The sequence below is a fragment of the Sphaerospermopsis sp. FACHB-1094 genome (assembly GCF_014696195.1).
Taxonomy (GTDB): Bacteria; Cyanobacteriota; Cyanobacteriia; order Cyanobacteriales; family Nostocaceae; genus Sphaerospermopsis; species Sphaerospermopsis kisseleviana.
The window spans coordinates 26,301-41,999 of the sequence record NZ_JACJPT010000025.1 but is presented as its reverse complement, the minus strand read 5'-3'; the positions used below and the strand labels follow the sequence as shown (position 1 = coordinate 41,999).

Below are 15,699 nucleotides of genomic sequence, written 5' to 3'. Positions count from 1 at the left end.
ACAATGGTAATTGTTTACTTCCTGCTTCATTGTAGTCTCAAGATGACTCTTGAGAGGTTTACCTACTCCACAGGCCGACACGGTAGAACTTACCGCCATATCTGAACATTTTGGAACATCAATTCCATCAAACCAACCTTCAAGATTTTTTGCTGCTTGTAAATCTCTATCCTCAGTATAACCGCAGTCAGGACAGCTATAAACGCGATTTTTTCACGGCATCTTATGGCGATATTATATACCAAAATTCACTGACCTTATGTAATGTTTCCATACGATCGCCTCCTGCTTCTGCTGCTGCAATATCAGCATCAATTTCTTCTGGGTTTGCAGGGTCGCTATCAATCAAAGCACCAATATCAGTAATTGCAGTTGACATAGTTTTATGTATTACCTCTTGCCTGAATTTTAGCTAAAAATAGTCTATATTGTGATATAATAAGGCAATTATTAATGAAATATGCAGACACCAAAACCAGCCGTTAGTTTAATTCGGGCTAAATCTTACGAACAAGAGGCTTTAAGAGAATCCTTAACCACGCTATTAGAACCTTTGGGGGGAATAGCAGCTTTTGTGAAAAGGGGCGATCGCGTACTTTTAAAACCTAATTTACTCACCGGTTCTCGTCCTACTAAAGAATGTACCACACGCCCAGAATTAGTCCGCGCTGTGGCTGAAATGGTGATGGAAGTGGGAGGTAAACCATTTTTGGGAGATAGTCCCGCTTTTGGTAGTGCTAAAGGTGTCGCTACAGCTAATGGTTTATTACCAATTTTAGAAGAGTTGAATATTCCTATTGTGGAATTTCACGGTAAACGTTATCAAACTGTGAATGATGATTTTAATCATCTGCTATTATCAAAAGAAGCCATGGAAGCAGATGTTATTATTAACTTACCCAAAGTTAAATCTCATATGCAATTAACTGTAACTTTGGGTGTGAAAAATCTCTTTGGTTGTGTGCCTGGAAAAATGAAAGCTTGGTGGCATTTTGAGGCAGGAAAAGATACCACAAGGTTTGGAGAAATGTTGGTAGAAACTGCTAGGGCAATTAACCCCAATTTAACAATTTTAGATGGTATTGTTGGCCATGAAGGTAATGGTCCTAGTGGTGGTGAACCTCGTGATTTAGGTGTTTTAGCAGCATCGGATAATGTGTTTGCTTTAGATCGGGCAATGTTAGAAATTCTCAAGGTTGATCCTTTACAAGTTCCCACTATCGCAGCTTCTCAAAGATTGGGTATTTGTCCAGAATTAAGTGAAATTGATTTTCCTAATTTAACTCCTGAACTTTTGCAAATAGAAGATTGGCGTTTACCTGATAACTTAATGCCAATTGATTTTGCTATGCCTCGTGTAATTAAATCCACTTTTAGGCATCTTTATATCCGGTTTATTAAAGAACCAATGGATGCTTATGCTAAAGGATAAAAGCTCAAACATATCCTAAATTTTCTCGCTTCTCGTTCCCATACTCTGTATGGGAATGAATTTTCAAAGGCTCTGCCTTTGGTAAAATCAGAGGCCGAGCCTCTATATTGCATTCCCAGTCTGAGACTGGGAACGAGAAAATCTAAAATCTAAAATCTAAAATTGCTGTAAATGCACAATAAAATTAATAATTCTGTGACTAAGATCACTAAATCAAGTGATTTTGATGTAGTTAAACGAATTTCCGGAAAATATTAATTACTCCATGAAGAAGCAGATATTTGATATTTCATTTGTAACAAAAATGCCATGTATAAAAAGCTCCTATGCCATTTTTGCAACAGGATAAGTTTCTTTAAAGTTAGCAGCTTGACTTGAGAAAAATAGCTAAAATAGAAATGAAACTCTCTGAAAAAGAGTATAACTACAAGTGATAGGAACAAAAAAATTTTTTGTATGAATTCAAATAGCCAGTCTGCCAAACCTCCCGACACATATTCCCAACGTGTGGCAGACATTGTGGGAACGGCGATCGCACTCGTGACCCTGACCCTACCTGTATTTATCATTTCCCACTATTCTTCACCTATTGTTCCCAATCATCATCCGTCAACCCTGACATACGATTTAGCCAGAAGCAATAAATAACTGTTTCTACATCCAGTTTAGTTGTGCTGTAGCAATTTTAATTTAACCATACATTAGCAGATCCCTGATTTCTCCCAGAAGTCGGGGATCTGTATTTTTTGCCTAAAGCCTTGGGAACAGATGCACAATTGTCCTAAAATCTAACACGGGGAGCCAAACTGCGTGCTACCTGGATTCTCACTATAAGCGAAGGAGTTTTGTTGTGGATTTATCTCTTATTCCTGCCCAACCTAAACCGGGTGTGATTAATGTTTTGATTGAAATAGCAGGTGGGAGTAAAAATAAATACGAATTTGACAAGGATTTAAACGCTTTTGCCCTAGACCGGGTGCTTTATTCTTCGGTAAAATACCCTTATGACTATGGCTTTATACCCAACACCTTAGCTGATGATGGTGATCCTCTGGATGGGATGGTCATAATGGATGAACCAACTTTTCCAGGTTGTATAATTCCTGCAAGACCAATTGGTTTTTTGGAAATGATTGATGGTGGCGATCGCGATGAAAAAATTCTTTGTGTTCCTGCCAAAGATCCACGTTATGCCAATGTAAACTCCCTCAAAGACATCCATCCCCACCGTTTAGAAGAAATTGCTGAATTTTTCCGTTCTTACAAAAATTTGGAGAAAAAGGTAACAGAAATTCTCGGTTGGCAGGATGTAGACAGGGTTGCACCCTTAGTCGAAAAGTGCATCGCTGCTGCTAAAAAATAATAAATGATGGTTAATGGGTAATGGGTAATGGGTAATGGGTAATGGGTAATGGGTAATGGGTAATAAATTCATTCTTCCCAATCACCAATTATCAATCACCCATTACCAACCACAAACCTGTTTAATAGAATAAAACTACTCCCGGTTGTTGCGGAACAACCCAAAACGAAATGCAGCGCACTCTCCTTTTGGCTAAAATTCATAACTGTACCCTCACAGGGGCAAATATTAACTATGTGGGTAGTATCAGTATTGATCAAGTTCTTTTAGATAAAGCTGGTATTTTACCCTATGAACAAGTACAAGTAGTGAATAATGCTAATGGCCAGCGTTTTATTACTTATGCAATTTCGGCTCCAGCTAACTCAGGAATCATTGAGTTAAATGGAGCGGCCGCAAGGCTAGGCATTATAGGCGATCGCTTGATTATAATGGCTTACGGGCAGTTTACACTAGAGGAGTTAAAACATTACTCTCCTACGGTTGTCATTGTGGACGAAAAAAACCGGATGTTAGAAGTAAGAAACTACGATGATCTGCTCAGTAAGCTCTAAGTTCAAGGAAAATGTCAAATCTTGAGCGTTCTGATTCCCAAAACTACGTCAATGATCAATTAACTCCTCCGCTCAATCACCCTGCTGGGGAGTTTTGGGTTAAATTTTGGGGTGTACGAGGTTTAATTCCTACCCCAAACAGTCACACCTGCCGCTATGGTAGTAATACTGCTTGTGTAGAAATATACGTAGCAGGAAAACGCTTGATTTTTGATGGAGGTACTGGTTTACGCATTTTGGGAAAAACTTGGCAACAACAACAACAGGTACTAGAAGCCCATTTATTTTTTACCAACTCCCAATCAAATCGTATCCAAGGATTTCCCTTTTTTGCCCCCGCATTTGTTACAGACAACTGCTTCCATATTTACGGTACAGCTGCTTCCAATGGTGCATCAATTAAACAATGCCTCTGTGATCAGATGCTCCAACCTCACTTTCCCTACCCTTTACAAATGATGCAATCAGAGTTGTTGTTTTATAACTTGACTCCTGGTAATGCTGTGGAGTTAGGTGAGGTAAAAATTACAACCGCACTAATTAATAAAACTCAGAGATCAATTGGTTACAGGGTAAATTGGGCAAACCACAGTATTGCCTACGCTACAGATTTACATAATAGTCTTGATATAGAAGAGCAAAACCAGATTTTGCCCATTATTCAAGGTGTTGATTTATTGGTTACTAATGCTACTTATACTCCGCCTACCAATAAAAATCATGAATATGCTGAATTACTCTGGAAAACTCCAGTAGATTTAGCGCAAAGTGCTAATGTGAAAAAATTGATTATATCTCACCATCACCCAGATGATGATGATTATTTTCTGGATAAAATTCAGGATGAAGTTAAGTCTGCTTTTTCTAATGTTTTATTAGCTTGTGAAGGAATGGTGTTATCTGTAGGTGACAGGTTACAGGTTACAGAATAAATATTACTTGTTCCCCATTCTTCATTCTTCATTCTTCATTCTTCATTCTTCATTCAATTACCTCTTGTAGTTTAGCTGCGACTACACCACTGCTAAATAATTCTTTGGCTTTGTCTATACCTGTTTGCATATCTGGAGAAATGCCACAGTGCCATAGGTAAAAGCCTCCATTCCATAAAGTTGTTTGCATCAGTTCGCTGTCATTTCCAGCTAGAACAGACTGCATATCTTTGATGAGTTCTTCGGTTGTACCCAGGGGGACGTTTTTGGGGGTAAAACCATATTCACGGGGTGCAAGGTGTAACCTTTCTATTTCTTGTGTTGTGGAAGATGACACGCCAATAATGGCTGTGCGATCGCGTGGTAAGTCACAACTACCTTCTAAACCTTTGACAAAGGTATATTTTTTTACGCCTTGTAAATCTAAAGCAGTTTGAAACATGGCTTCAGTGGGTGGATGGACAAAACCGGCGATAATGTGAGCATCACCAGCATAAGGACACCAAATTAATTCCATTGTCGCTAATGGTGGCCGTTTTCCTAATTGTTCTCGATATTCCCAAAGAGCGTTAGTGAGGGGAAAGTGGTTAGGTGTGTAAATAAAACCAAGATGAGTTTTATTAAATATTTCTTGGATTTTTTCTAGAGATAAATTAGTCCAATTTAATCCTAAATTTTGCCAAATTTCTATTAAAGGTAAACCGTATTTTGTGGGATAGCGAATTCCTCCGTGCATAATTACAGGTTGTCCCGCAGATGCTAATAATAAAGCTGTAATAATATTAATTGGTGCAGTGCGAGTTCTACCATCATAGGGAATACCTAGTACAATGGGAATTTTATTATTATTAATTGGTTGTAATTTTGGTCCTAGTTCATAATAAGCATCTAACATTCCTGCTAATTCTTCACCTGTGGGACGTTTCATACGGTGAGCAATTAAAAAAGCTCCAATTTGTGCAGGTTTAGCTTCAGCTAATAACATCATTTTCATGGCGGTATAAGCTTCAGTGCGAGTTAAATTTTCTGAAGTATGACTACCGCTACCGACTTTTTGGATAAATTCTTTAAATGTATTAGTCATTAGTTAGGGAATAGGGAATGGGGAATAGGGATTATATTTTGGATTTTGGATTTTCTTCAGTTATTTCCAATCTAAAATCTAAAATCTAAAATCTAAAATATTAAGATGCTGTGCGCTGTTGTTCTAATTTTGGGGGAATGTTATCACTTACTAATTGCCAAAAATGTTGAATAGGAGGAATTTGTAAACGGTCTTGAGTTGTTACCATGACTACGCGACGAGTCAAACTAGAATTATCACCTAAATTACTATTATTGGCTAGGGGACGGACGGCAAGACTAGGATCAAACTTTGCTTCTATTAATGCTGAATAAGGTAATAAAGCTATTAGTTCTCCTTGACGAACTACTCCGCGAAAAGCATCTAAAGTGTTTACTTCTAAAGCTGCGGGTAATTTGATTCCTAGTTTATCAAATCTATCTTGAATTAAACGCTGCATTCCATAACCATCTTTAAATACTACCTGGGGATATTTAATTAATTCATTCCAGGGTATAGATGCAAATTTCGCCAGGGGATGATTTGCTGCTATTAATACTTCTATGGGTTCATCATATAATGTTTGTACGACCATTTCTTTACCAGTGATCAAAAAGCGATTGTGCATGACTATTGCTAAATCTACAAGTCCATCTTTGAGGACTTTGAGAGAGCGATCACTTCCTAATGATGTTACTCTTAATTGCACTTCTGGATAATCATGACAAAACTGTTGTAAAATTGGCGGTAGGTAAGAAGCACAAAGAGAATGAATTGCAGCAATACATAATTCTGGCTGTTTTCCTGCCATTAAATCAGTTAATTCTGAAATTGCTGTATCCCATTCTTGGCAAATTTTCCGCACACGGGGAAGTAAACGTTCACCTCCCAATGTGAGTTTAGCGTGGGTGGTTCTGTGAAACAGTTCTACACCTAAATCTGCTTCTAAACCTTGAATTTGTCTGCTAATTGTAGATTGGGTGACACCACATTTTTTAGCAGCTTGTTGAAAACTGCCAGTTTGGGCGATCGCCAAAAAAGCTTGTAACTGCTCTAAACGCATAGGTAGCAGGAATTAGATTCTCAATTTTAATAAACTTAACAAAGTTAACAAGTTGATTACATTATTTTAGTAGATTATGATACAAAATTTTGTAAAAATTTCTGATATTGCAGTCAAAATTCAGTAGGAGTTTAGCATTGCTAAACCCGTACAGAATAAAATCATCTTGATGCTTGATTGAGTAATAAAAATCTTTAGTAAGCTGGTTTAACAAACACAGAATCGTTTTCAATTTTAGCCAGGTAGGTTCTTAGTGGTTTTTCGGCTGGTGCTGCTTGCACTTTACCATCACGGGCAAATTTTGCATCATGACAGGGACAGACAAACTGATTTTTATCTGTTTTCCATGCAACAGTACAACCTTGATGAGTGCAGGTAGGGTTAACAGCAATTAAATTTTTTGCAGCTTTAGATGTACCAACTACCAACACTGCACCTACTGGTGACTCTGGTACTAATAATTGCCCTGTTTTGTCTAAGTCTGCTACAGTACCGATTTTTTGCCAGTCTTTAGCAGCACCCTGAGAAGGGGAAGATGCAGTTGTGGTTGTATCTGTGGTACAAGCTGCGATCGCTACAGGTAAAGAACTTGCTAATAAACCTAAACCTACCCAGTTGAAAAATTCACGACGTTTCATAGATGCTGTAATTTATGGTTTGATTTTTGACTATTGTTTATTATTACTCATAAATTAATTTTTGTCGTGAATTTAATCAAGATAATCAAATAATTCCGCTTGTTTTAATAAATGTCTTAGTAATCCTATTTTAATATCTTTATTGCCATGAATAGGCACAGATATTTTTACATTCATACCCAGTTTACCATAAATATGATGACCTCCTTGGATTCTAATTAATACCCAATCATGTTTTTCCAAGATTTTAGCTAATTCCTTACCCGTCATTGATTTCATATAGCTATTTCTAAAACCTTAGCATTATCTTGTAGTTGAATATCATTGATATCTACTGATAAATAGCCTTCAATAGCTTCATATAAATTTTGTAAAAGTTCCTCAAAAGAATCTCCTTGAGTAGCACAACCTGGAAGAGAAGGAACTTCCGCCCAATATCCGCCTTCTTCTGCTTGATGTACAATGATTTTTAGTTTCATGATTTTACCGTTAATTGATTTGATTATGATTATAGCACAATGTAGTTAAGTTAATTGTAACAGTTAATTTTGATGATAATTTCTCACATATTGCTTAAACATAGGCAACATTGAAAACAATATTTTCTCACCTAATGTTCTAATTTCACCTTTCCAATGTCCTTGATTTTGTTCTCTTTCCTGTTCCCAGTATTTGAGTCTTAGTAAATGTACAAGAAGCTTAATTAATAAACTTTTAATTGTTCGCTTCTGACTTCTACCCATAGTTTCTAATTCTTCTAGCAAGTTTTCTAAATCAACAGCAGAAAATTGTCCTGTGCGAAGTTGGTTGATAGTTGTTTTTATCCACAGGTAATAATCTTGATCGTATAGGGTTTGAGTTTTGGGTTGTGTTGATGTAACCATATATTGGTGAGGATTTTGCTATTTATTTTATTGTAGCCTTAATTTAACGACTCAGTTCGGGGGTTAATTCATTTAATGTCCCTGCTACTGCTTCTGTCACCATAATTCCACTACAACGGGACTTCAATTGCTGATAATACATACTATTAAACTCCTCAATTGGTAAGTTTTGCTGAAATAAATTACATAACTCTTTCACCATTTCCTCTGCATTCAATTCTTCCTTAAATAACGAACGTTCTTCCATCAAAATCTTCACAACTTTCTCAATTCTTTCGTTCATAGATTCTTGTTGATTTTGAGTTAATAACATAATCTTTCCTCCATTGAAATCATCATTTATTCCTATTCTATCAAATTTTTAAAGATTACTCTTTATCCTCACTTACACCTATAGAAACCAAGAAGTTATGCAAAAAACGCAACCCCAATATCCGGTTTCTGCATAATTTTAGAAATTTCGTAACACACTATACGAATTGTGATGAAAATTCACCTTAACTTATCAATATCGAATTGCTACAACCACCAACCAGGAAACTACTATCAGTTGTTTTCTTAAAAGTGGAAAGTACAGCACCGATAAGAACACGGATAAACAATTAACTCAGTCCTGTTCCCAAAAAACAACATAATGACAGAAACAGCAACTACCACCGAAAAACTGAATAAATTCGAGAAATTCAAAGCTGAAAAAGACGGACTTGCAGTTAAAGACGAAATCAGCGAATTTGTGAAAATTGGTTGGGAAGCAATGGACGAAAACGACCTCAACCATCGCCTAAAATGGTTAGGTGTATTTTTTCGCCCAGTGACACCCGGAAAATTCATGATGCGGATGCGGATACCTAACGGTATTCTCACCAGCAGTCAAATGTATGTTTTAGCAGAAGTGATACAGCGTTACGGTGACGACGGCAGCGCAGATATCACGACCAGACAAAATATACAACTTCGTGGGATCAATTTTTCAGATATTCCTGACATCTTTAATAAATTTAACACCGTTGGCTTGACCGCCATCCAATCCGGTATGGATAATATCCGTAATATTACAGGTGATCCTGTAGCTGGTTTAGATGCTAACGAGTTGTATGATACCAGAGAATTAGTACAGCAAATTCAAGATATGCTGACTAATAAAGGTGAAGGAAACCCAGAATTTACCAATCTTCCTCGTAAATTTAACATTGCTGTAACTGGAGGAAAAGATAATTCAGTTCACGCAGAAATCAATGATTTAGCATTTGTACCAGCATTTAAAGAAGGATTTGGTTTTAATGTTTTAGTCGGTGGTTTTTTCTCCGGTAAACGTTGTGAAGCAGCTATTCCTTTAAATGCTTGGGTGAAACCCGAAGAAGTAGTTAGTTTATGTAAAGCCATTGTTGAAATATTCCGGGATCATGGTTTACGTCTTAACCGTCAAAAAGCCCGGTTAATGTGGTTAATTGATGAATGGGGTTTAGAAAAATTCCGTTCAGAAGTAGAAAAACGCTGGGGAAAAACATTCACACCCGCAGCACCAAAAGACGAAATTGATTGGGAAAAACGGGATCATATTGGGATTTATCCCCAAAAACAACCAGGATTAAATTATGCAGGTTTAAACATTCCTGTCGGTAGATTATCTGCTGATGATATGTTTCAACTTGCCCGGTTAGCTGAAGTTTATGGCAGTGGCGAAATTAGATTTACAGTTGAACAAAATGCGATTATTCCTAATATTCCCGATTCAGCTTTAAACACATTTTTAACTGAACCATTGTTAAATAAATTTGGTGTTAATCCTGGTTTATTAATGCGAGCAGTGGTATCTTGTACAGGCGCACAATTTTGTAACTTCGCATTAATAGAAACAAAAAATCGTGCCGTTGCCATGAGTAAAGCATTAGAACGGGAATTAATATTATCAAAACCCGTCCGTATTCATTGGACAGGATGCCCAAATTCTTGCGGACAACCCCAAGTAGCAGATATTGGCTTAATGGGTACAAAAGTCCGTAAAAATGGGCAAACAGTAGAAGGTGTTGACATTTATATGGGTGGAAAAGTTGGTAAAGATGCTAAACTAGGAACTTGTGTACAAAAAAGCGTTCCTTGTGAAGATGTACAACCCATATTAAAAGAAATACTCATTCAAAACTTCGGTGCAAAAGTTCGGGAAGAAGCCTTAATTTCCCATTAAATAAACCGAAAAATATAGACATCATTGAAAACCCCAATCAAACCTGGGCAATGATTTTCTATTAGCATAAATCTAAAATCCAAAATCTAAAATCGAACAACTGAGAGTTGAAAATGAGCAATATTTCCCGCAGAAAATTTATTATTACTTCCAGTTTAGCGGCAGCGACTTCCATCATAGCGCACGGTTGTTCATCTAATAACTCTCAGTCAGCAACAACAGATAGTGCAGCTTCTTCCACTGCCCAACTTGCTAACAATTCCACAGTTAGTAATGCTCCAAAAGTAGAAACAACCAAAGCTAAATTAGGATTTATTGCTTTAACAGATTCTGCACCTTTAATTATTGCCAAAGAAAAAGGTTTCTTTGCCAAATATGGCATGACTGATGTAGAAGTCAGCAAACAAAAATCCTGGCCAGTCACAAGAGATAATCTAAAAATTGCCTCATCTGGTGGTGGTATTGATGGCGCACATATTCTCAGCCCAATGCCTTATTTAATGACCATTAATGATAAAGTTCCAATGTATCTATTGGCGCGGCTAAATGTTAATGGTCAAGCGATTTCAGTTGCAGAAAAATTCAAAGATTTAAAAGTTGGTTTACAAAGTAAATCACTCAAAGACGCAGTAAATAAAGCCAAAGCCGATAAAAAATCCATCAAAGTTGCCATAACTTTTCCCGGTGGTACTCATGATTTATGGATTCGTTATTGGTTAGCTGCTGGTGGTATTAATCCTGATCAAGATGTGGTTTTAGAAGCAGTTCCACCACCACAAATGGTAGCTAATATGAAAGTTGGTACTGTTGATGCTTTCTGTGTAGGTGAACCTTGGAACGCGCAATTAGTTAGCCAAAAATTAGGTTATACTGCTTTAACTACTGGTGAATTATGGAATGATCATCCCGAAAAAGCTTTTGCTATGCGAAAAGATTGGGTTGACAAAAATCCTAACGCAGCACAAGCATTATTAATGGCAATTATGGAAGCACAACAATGGTGTGAAAAGCCAGAAAATAAAGAGGAAATGTGTAAAATTTGTGCTGACAGAAAATACTTTAATGTGGCTGTGGCTGACATTTTAGAACGGTCTAAAGGTAATATTGATTATGGTGATGGACGTAAGGAACAAAACTTCCAATATCGGATGAAGTATTGGGCTGATAATGCTTCTTATCCTTATAAAAGTCATGATACTTGGTTTTTAACTGAAGAAATTCGTTGGGGTTATTTACCTAAAGATACGAAAATCAAAGAAATGGTTGATCAGGTAAATAGAGAAGATTTATGGAAACAAGCAGCTAAAGCTTTGGGTGTATCTGCTGCGGAAATTCCTACGAGTTCTTCTCGTGGTGTGGAAACATTTTTTGATGGGGTAAAATTTGATCCAGAAAAACCGGAGGAATATTTAAAGAGTTTACAACTTAAGAAAGTTTAAGTAGTAGGGGTAATTCATGAATTACCCCTACCCGTTACCTTTGGTATATTTATTCAATTTTTCAGGTTCACCCAGAGGCGCAGAGAAAAGAGAATTAAGGAGTAAGAAATGGCTGCTAGTGTTGGAAGTCGTAGAGTTAGTAGTAAACAGCAGAAGGTAATTAATAAGTTTTTAGTAAATAAAGTAATACCACCAATCTTTGGTTTATTGATTTTTCTGGTTTTGTGGGAATTACTTTGTTTAATTCCTGGTTTTCAGTTACCTGGTCCGATTGAAACATTTTCTGAAACTTGGGACCCTTTTATTATTCAGCCTTTTTTTGATAATGGTGGCAGTGATAAGGGTTTAGGTTGGCAAATATTGACCAGTTTAGGACGGGTAGCTTTAGGTTTTTCTTTAGCAGCAGTTGTAGGGGTGGTTTTAGGAATATTTATTGGGGTGAATAAGTTTTTATATAATGCTGTAGATCCAATTTTTCAAGTATTAAGAACTATTCCTCCTTTGGCTTGGTTGCCTATTTCTCTCGCTGCTTTTCAACAAGCCAACCCTTCGGCAATTTTCGTAATTTTTATTACTTCAATTTGGCCGATTTTAATTAATACAACTGTGGGTGTACAAAATATTCCCCAAGATTATGTAAATGTGGCTCGCGTTTTACGTTTACGTAAGGACAAATATTTCTTGAGAATTGTGTTTCCGGCAACTGTTCCTTATATTTTCACAGGTTTGAGAATTGGTATTGGTTTATCTTGGTTGGCAATTGTCGCAGCAGAAATGTTAGTTGGTGGTGTGGGTATTGGTTCGTTTATTTGGGATGCCTACAACACGAGTACAGAAACTAATTTGAGTGAGATTATTATTGCGTTAGTTTATGTTGGTTTGGTGGGTTTATTGTTAGATAGAATGGTGGCTTTTATTGCTGATAAAGTTGTGCAAACAGAACACAAATAATTCTCATATCCCCGACTTCTAACATCTATTTATAATTTAATTACACCATGAAAAAGAAGTCGGGGATCTAAATAAACACCAATTACCCATTACTAAACCTATGAAGACTTTTTTAGAAATTGACCACGTAGACAGAATATTTAACCTCCCTAATGGTGGTAAATATATCGCTTTAAAAAATATAGAGTTGAAAATTCGCCAGGGTGAATTTATTTCTTTAATTGGTCATTCTGGTTGTGGTAAGTCCACTTTACTTAATATTATTGCTGGCTTAGATAGAGCTAGTATTGGTGGGGTGACTTTGGAGGGTAGAGAAGTTAGAGAACCTGGTCCAGATCGGATGGTAGTTTTTCAAAATTATTCCTTACTTCCTTGGTTAACTGTAAGAGAAAATATTGCTTTAGCTGTTGATGAAGTACATCAAAATTTACCTTTAAGAGAACGTCGAGAAATAATAGAAGAACATATTGATCTGGTGGGTTTACGACGTGCAGCTAACAAACATCCTAGTGAGTTATCTGGGGGGATGAAACAACGAGTTGCGATCGCCCGTGCTTTAGCTACTCGTCCGAAATTGTTGTTATTAGATGAACCTTTTGGTGCTTTGGATGCGTTAACCAGAGGTAATTTACAAGAACAATTAATGCAAATCTGTAATGAACACAAAATTACCTGTGTAATGGTGACACATGATGTTGATGAAGCTTTATTATTGAGCGATCGCATTATTATGTTAACCAATGGACCAGAAGCACATATTGGGCAAATTTTAGAAGTTCCTATCCCCCGTCCCCGTCAACGTCTGGAAGTAGTTAACCATCCCAGTTATTACAACTTGCGGAACGAAATGATCTACTTCCTCAACCAACAAAAACAAGCAAAAAAACGCCAAAAACAACCCACAGCCCCAGCAATTATTTCTAACAAAAATTTAGAAAAAGTACATTTAGAAATTGGCTATATTCCCCTCACCCAAGCCGCACCTTTAATAATTGCCAAAGAAAAAGGTTTCTTTGCACAATACGGTTTAGAAGTCAACCTTCAATCCGAAAATAGCTGGAAAGAAATTGCTAAAGGTGTAGCTACAGGTAAACTTGATGCAGCCCAAATGGTAGCAGGAATGCCCCTAGCAATGACATTAGGTGCAGGTGGTAAAACGCCCATTTCAATGGTTACAGCCATGACCCTTTCTCGCAATGGTAGCGCCATTACCTTCAGCAAAGAATTATTTAATAATGGGGTTACAAATTTAGCTGAATTTCACAAAATTATCAACGCTGATCTAGACAAAACCAATACCTTGGGAATTGTTCATCCTGCATCAATGCAGAACTTATTATTACGCTATTGGTTAGCGGCAGGAGGAATTGAACCAGATATAGATGTCAGTTTAATGACAATTTCACCAGAAGAAATGGTGAATGCTTTAAAAGATAAAAAAATTGATGGTTACTGTGTTGGAGAACCTTGGAACACACACGCAATTGCAAAAAATATAGGTTCTATTATTGCCATCACATCAGAACTTTGGAATGGACATCCTGATAAAATTTTAGGAGTGCGAGAAGACTGGGCGCAAGAAAATCCACAAACACATTTAGCATTAATAAAAGCCCTATTAGCAGCCTGTGAATATTGTGACGACACTCGCAACCGGGAAGAAGTTCTCACATTAACTAATTTAGATTTAGATTCTGGTTTAATAGATAATTACCCACAAAATAATCACCATCAAAAACAAACTTCCCATCAATTTTATTTCCATAAAGCCAACTATCCCGACCGTAATGAAATGCTATGGATATTAACCCAATTAGCCCGATGGGGCTTAGTAGCTTTCCCCAAAAACTGGGTAGAAGTCATTGATAGAGTTTGTCGTCCAGATATATTTGGTGCAGCCGCAAGAGAAATGGGCATTTTAGATATTGGACGAGAAGAAACAATTCAACTATTTGATGGCAAAATCTTTAACCCTTCCGAACCAATTGAATATCTCAAAAGTTCGGAAATTAAACGCCAGCTTCGCGTTGAAGAGGTGTTTATGTAAAGAGTACGGGCGAAGCATTCGGAAAATAGGGACACAAATTGATAATTAGTCGCCTAAATGCTGATGCTTCCAGCACGCTTCGCGAACGCCCGTACAGGAGTCAGAATAATTTTATATTTTAGATTGGAGTTGACAAAAATAATCCAAAATCCAAAATCCAAAATTGAATTACCCATTACCTATTAGTAAAAAACCATGACAATATTAAACTTCAATAACAAAACCAACAAACAATCACGACCCCAGAAACAAGAAGACTTTTTAGTAATTGAAGGAGTCAACAAAATTTACCCCACTGCCGAAGGTCCATATACCGTCCTAGATGACATTAACCTGAAAGTACGTGAAGGCGAATTTATTTGTTTAATAGGACATTCCGGTTGTGGAAAATCCACACTTCTCAATATGGTTTCTGGATTTAATAAACCTACAAACGGTGTAATAAGGTTACAAGGTCAACCCATCACTGAACCAGGACCCGACCGGATGATGGTATTTCAAAACTATTGTTTACTACCTTGGTTGAATGTTTTTGATAACGTTTATCTCGCTGTTGATTCCGTATTTCCTAATAAAACCCAAGTCGAAAAACGGGCAATAGTTAGAGAACATTTAGCAATGGTAGGACTAACAGAAGCAGCCCAAAAGAAACCCAATCAAATATCAGGAGGAATGAAACAAAGAGTAGCCATAGCCCGCGCTTTAGCTATTCGTCCCCAAGTCCTGATTTTAGATGAACCATTCGGTGCTTTAGATGCCATCACCAAAGAAGAATTACAAGAAGAACTACTGCAAATTTGGTCAGATCATCAAGTCACAGTTTTAATGATTACCCATGACATTGATGAGGCACTTTTTCTAGCAGATAAATTAGTCATGATGACCAACGGACCAGCAGCAAATATTGGCGAAGTTTTAGAAATTCCCTTCTCTCGTCCTCGTAACCGTCGCCTCATCATGGAAAACCCAGAATATTATCATTTGAGAAATTACGCTTTAGACTTTCTCTATCGTCGTTGCGCCCACATTGAAGAGTAAATTCTTAAATAACTCACGCAAAGACGCAATCTCAGTCAGGAGATCCCGCAGGGTAGAACGCAAAGAAAATGCAAAAACCTCTCTCTGCGTCTCTGCGTGCAATAAAAAAA

General features: G+C 37.1%; 18 protein-coding genes. 10 read left to right on the top strand and 8 right to left on the bottom strand.

Translation table 11 applies throughout. The features are described from left to right. Positions 1–223 precede the first annotated feature (223 nt). A complete protein-coding gene (locus tag H6F47_RS10490; RefSeq protein WP_190649060.1) occupies positions 224–379 on the bottom strand; it encodes a hypothetical protein in 156 nt (51 codons plus the stop codon). Positions 380–460: 81 nt separating this feature from the next. Here H6F47_RS10490 and H6F47_RS10485 point away from each other — a divergent pair, with 81 nt between their 5' ends. The 5 genes from H6F47_RS10485 (at position 461) to H6F47_RS10465 (ending at position 4,281) form a co-directional block, all read left to right on the top strand. Beyond that, positions 461–1,432 carry a DUF362 domain-containing protein gene (locus H6F47_RS10485; RefSeq protein ID WP_190346854.1) on the top strand — a complete coding sequence of 324 codons (972 nt, stop codon included), beginning with the start codon at positions 461–463 and terminating at the stop codon, positions 1,430–1,432. Between the two features lie 456 nt (positions 1,433–1,888). Next, on the top strand, positions 1,889–2,080 hold the full coding sequence (locus H6F47_RS10480; RefSeq protein WP_096570494.1) for a hypothetical protein: 192 nt from the start codon (positions 1,889–1,891) through the stop codon (positions 2,078–2,080). A gap of 202 nt (positions 2,081–2,282) precedes the next feature. Further along, positions 2,283–2,795, top strand: a complete 513-nt coding sequence (locus H6F47_RS10475; RefSeq protein WP_096570496.1) for an inorganic diphosphatase — start codon at positions 2,283–2,285, stop codon at positions 2,793–2,795. 170 nt (positions 2,796–2,965) lie between these two features. After that, a complete protein-coding gene (gene panD / locus H6F47_RS10470; protein WP_137666533.1) occupies positions 2,966–3,349 on the top strand; it encodes an aspartate 1-decarboxylase in 384 nt (127 codons plus the stop codon). A gap of 11 nt (positions 3,350–3,360) precedes the next feature. Beyond that, positions 3,361–4,281: an MBL fold metallo-hydrolase gene (locus tag H6F47_RS10465; protein ID WP_190649058.1), complete on the top strand. Its 921-nt coding sequence runs from the start codon at positions 3,361–3,363 to the stop codon at positions 4,279–4,281. Between the two features lie 49 nt (positions 4,282–4,330). Here H6F47_RS10465 and H6F47_RS10460 read toward each other — a convergent pair whose 3' ends face one another. The 7 genes from H6F47_RS10460 to H6F47_RS10430 all read right to left on the bottom strand — a co-directional run bounded on the left by H6F47_RS10460 (position 4,331) and on the right by H6F47_RS10430 (position 8,242). Beyond that, positions 4,331–5,365 (bottom strand): anthranilate phosphoribosyltransferase family protein, encoded by a 1,035-nt coding sequence (locus H6F47_RS10460; RefSeq protein WP_187040169.1) that lies wholly within the window; start codon positions 5,363–5,365, stop codon positions 4,331–4,333. 100 nt (positions 5,366–5,465) lie between these two features. Beyond that, positions 5,466–6,407: a LysR family transcriptional regulator gene (locus tag H6F47_RS10455; RefSeq protein WP_096570503.1), complete on the bottom strand. Its 942-nt coding sequence runs from the start codon at positions 6,405–6,407 to the stop codon at positions 5,466–5,468. Between the two features lie 194 nt (positions 6,408–6,601). Next, positions 6,602–7,045, bottom strand: a complete 444-nt coding sequence (locus H6F47_RS10450; protein WP_137666536.1) for a Rieske (2Fe-2S) protein — start codon at positions 7,043–7,045, stop codon at positions 6,602–6,604. A 72-nt stretch (positions 7,046–7,117) separates the two neighbouring features. Continuing rightward, positions 7,118–7,324, bottom strand: a complete 207-nt coding sequence (locus tag H6F47_RS10445) for a type II toxin-antitoxin system HicA family toxin (protein ID WP_137666537.1) — start codon at positions 7,322–7,324, stop codon at positions 7,118–7,120. Then, positions 7,321–7,524 carry a type II toxin-antitoxin system HicB family antitoxin gene (locus H6F47_RS10440; protein WP_137666538.1) on the bottom strand — a complete coding sequence of 68 codons (204 nt, stop codon included), beginning with the start codon at positions 7,522–7,524 and terminating at the stop codon, positions 7,321–7,323. The genes H6F47_RS10445 and H6F47_RS10440 overlap by 4 nt, the downstream gene beginning before the upstream one ends. Positions 7,525–7,587: 63 nt before the next feature. Beyond that, positions 7,588–7,929, bottom strand: a complete 342-nt coding sequence (locus H6F47_RS10435) for a DUF29 family protein (RefSeq protein ID WP_190649055.1) — start codon at positions 7,927–7,929, stop codon at positions 7,588–7,590. A gap of 43 nt (positions 7,930–7,972) precedes the next feature. Further along, a complete protein-coding gene (locus tag H6F47_RS10430; RefSeq protein WP_190346852.1) occupies positions 7,973–8,242 on the bottom strand; it encodes a hypothetical protein in 270 nt (89 codons plus the stop codon). Positions 8,243–8,563: 321 nt separating this feature from the next. Here H6F47_RS10430 and H6F47_RS10425 point away from each other — a divergent pair, with 321 nt between their 5' ends. The 5 genes from H6F47_RS10425 to H6F47_RS10405 all read left to right on the top strand — a co-directional run bounded on the left by H6F47_RS10425 (position 8,564) and on the right by H6F47_RS10405 (position 15,589). Beyond that, positions 8,564–10,114 carry a ferredoxin--nitrite reductase gene (locus tag H6F47_RS10425; RefSeq protein WP_137666540.1) on the top strand — a complete coding sequence of 517 codons (1,551 nt, stop codon included), beginning with the start codon at positions 8,564–8,566 and terminating at the stop codon, positions 10,112–10,114. A 113-nt stretch (positions 10,115–10,227) separates the two neighbouring features. Next, positions 10,228–11,553 (top strand): CmpA/NrtA family ABC transporter substrate-binding protein, encoded by a 1,326-nt coding sequence (locus H6F47_RS10420; protein ID WP_190649052.1) that lies wholly within the window; start codon positions 10,228–10,230, stop codon positions 11,551–11,553. A gap of 108 nt (positions 11,554–11,661) precedes the next feature. After that, positions 11,662–12,504, top strand: coding sequence for a nitrate ABC transporter permease (gene ntrB / locus H6F47_RS10415; RefSeq protein WP_190649049.1), 843 nt, complete (start codon positions 11,662–11,664; stop codon positions 12,502–12,504). Positions 12,505–12,604: 100 nt separating this feature from the next. After that, positions 12,605–14,551 carry a nitrate ABC transporter ATP-binding protein gene (locus tag H6F47_RS10410; RefSeq protein WP_190649046.1) on the top strand — a complete coding sequence of 649 codons (1,947 nt, stop codon included), beginning with the start codon at positions 12,605–12,607 and terminating at the stop codon, positions 14,549–14,551. Between the two features lie 195 nt (positions 14,552–14,746). Then, positions 14,747–15,589, top strand: coding sequence for a nitrate ABC transporter ATP-binding protein (locus tag H6F47_RS10405; protein WP_137667142.1), 843 nt, complete (start codon positions 14,747–14,749; stop codon positions 15,587–15,589). Positions 15,590–15,699: the final 110 nt, after the last annotated feature.

What these genes read in the sequence shown, in the direction of transcription:
- H6F47_RS10490 (WP_190649060.1), bottom strand. Translation starts at nt 379, where the DNA reads ATGTCAACTGCAATTACTGATATTGGTGCTTTGATTGATAGCGACCCT.
- H6F47_RS10485 (WP_190346854.1), top strand. Translation starts at nt 461, where the DNA reads ATGCAGACACCAAAACCAGCCGTTAGTTTAATTCGGGCTAAATCTTAC.
- H6F47_RS10480 (WP_096570494.1), top strand. Translation starts at nt 1,889, where the DNA reads ATGAATTCAAATAGCCAGTCTGCCAAACCTCCCGACACATATTCCCAA.
- panD (WP_137666533.1), top strand. Translation starts at nt 2,966, where the DNA reads ATGCAGCGCACTCTCCTTTTGGCTAAAATTCATAACTGTACCCTCACA.
- H6F47_RS10465 (WP_190649058.1), top strand. Translation starts at nt 3,361, where the DNA reads ATGTCAAATCTTGAGCGTTCTGATTCCCAAAACTACGTCAATGATCAA.
- H6F47_RS10460 (WP_187040169.1), bottom strand. Translation starts at nt 5,365, where the DNA reads ATGACTAATACATTTAAAGAATTTATCCAAAAAGTCGGTAGCGGTAGT.
- H6F47_RS10455 (WP_096570503.1), bottom strand. Translation starts at nt 6,407, where the DNA reads ATGCGTTTAGAGCAGTTACAAGCTTTTTTGGCGATCGCCCAAACTGGC.
- H6F47_RS10450 (WP_137666536.1), bottom strand. Translation starts at nt 7,045, where the DNA reads ATGAAACGTCGTGAATTTTTCAACTGGGTAGGTTTAGGTTTATTAGCA.
- H6F47_RS10445 (WP_137666537.1), bottom strand. Translation starts at nt 7,324, where the DNA reads ATGAAATCAATGACGGGTAAGGAATTAGCTAAAATCTTGGAAAAACAT.
- H6F47_RS10440 (WP_137666538.1), bottom strand. Translation starts at nt 7,524, where the DNA reads ATGAAACTAAAAATCATTGTACATCAAGCAGAAGAAGGCGGATATTGG.
- H6F47_RS10435 (WP_190649055.1), bottom strand. Translation starts at nt 7,929, where the DNA reads ATGGTTACATCAACACAACCCAAAACTCAAACCCTATACGATCAAGAT.
- H6F47_RS10430 (WP_190346852.1), bottom strand. Translation starts at nt 8,242, where the DNA reads ATGTTATTAACTCAAAATCAACAAGAATCTATGAACGAAAGAATTGAG.
- H6F47_RS10425 (WP_137666540.1), top strand. Translation starts at nt 8,564, where the DNA reads ATGACAGAAACAGCAACTACCACCGAAAAACTGAATAAATTCGAGAAA.
- H6F47_RS10420 (WP_190649052.1), top strand. Translation starts at nt 10,228, where the DNA reads ATGAGCAATATTTCCCGCAGAAAATTTATTATTACTTCCAGTTTAGCG.
- ntrB (WP_190649049.1), top strand. Translation starts at nt 11,662, where the DNA reads ATGGCTGCTAGTGTTGGAAGTCGTAGAGTTAGTAGTAAACAGCAGAAG.
- H6F47_RS10410 (WP_190649046.1), top strand. Translation starts at nt 12,605, where the DNA reads ATGAAGACTTTTTTAGAAATTGACCACGTAGACAGAATATTTAACCTC.
- H6F47_RS10405 (WP_137667142.1), top strand. Translation starts at nt 14,747, where the DNA reads ATGACAATATTAAACTTCAATAACAAAACCAACAAACAATCACGACCC.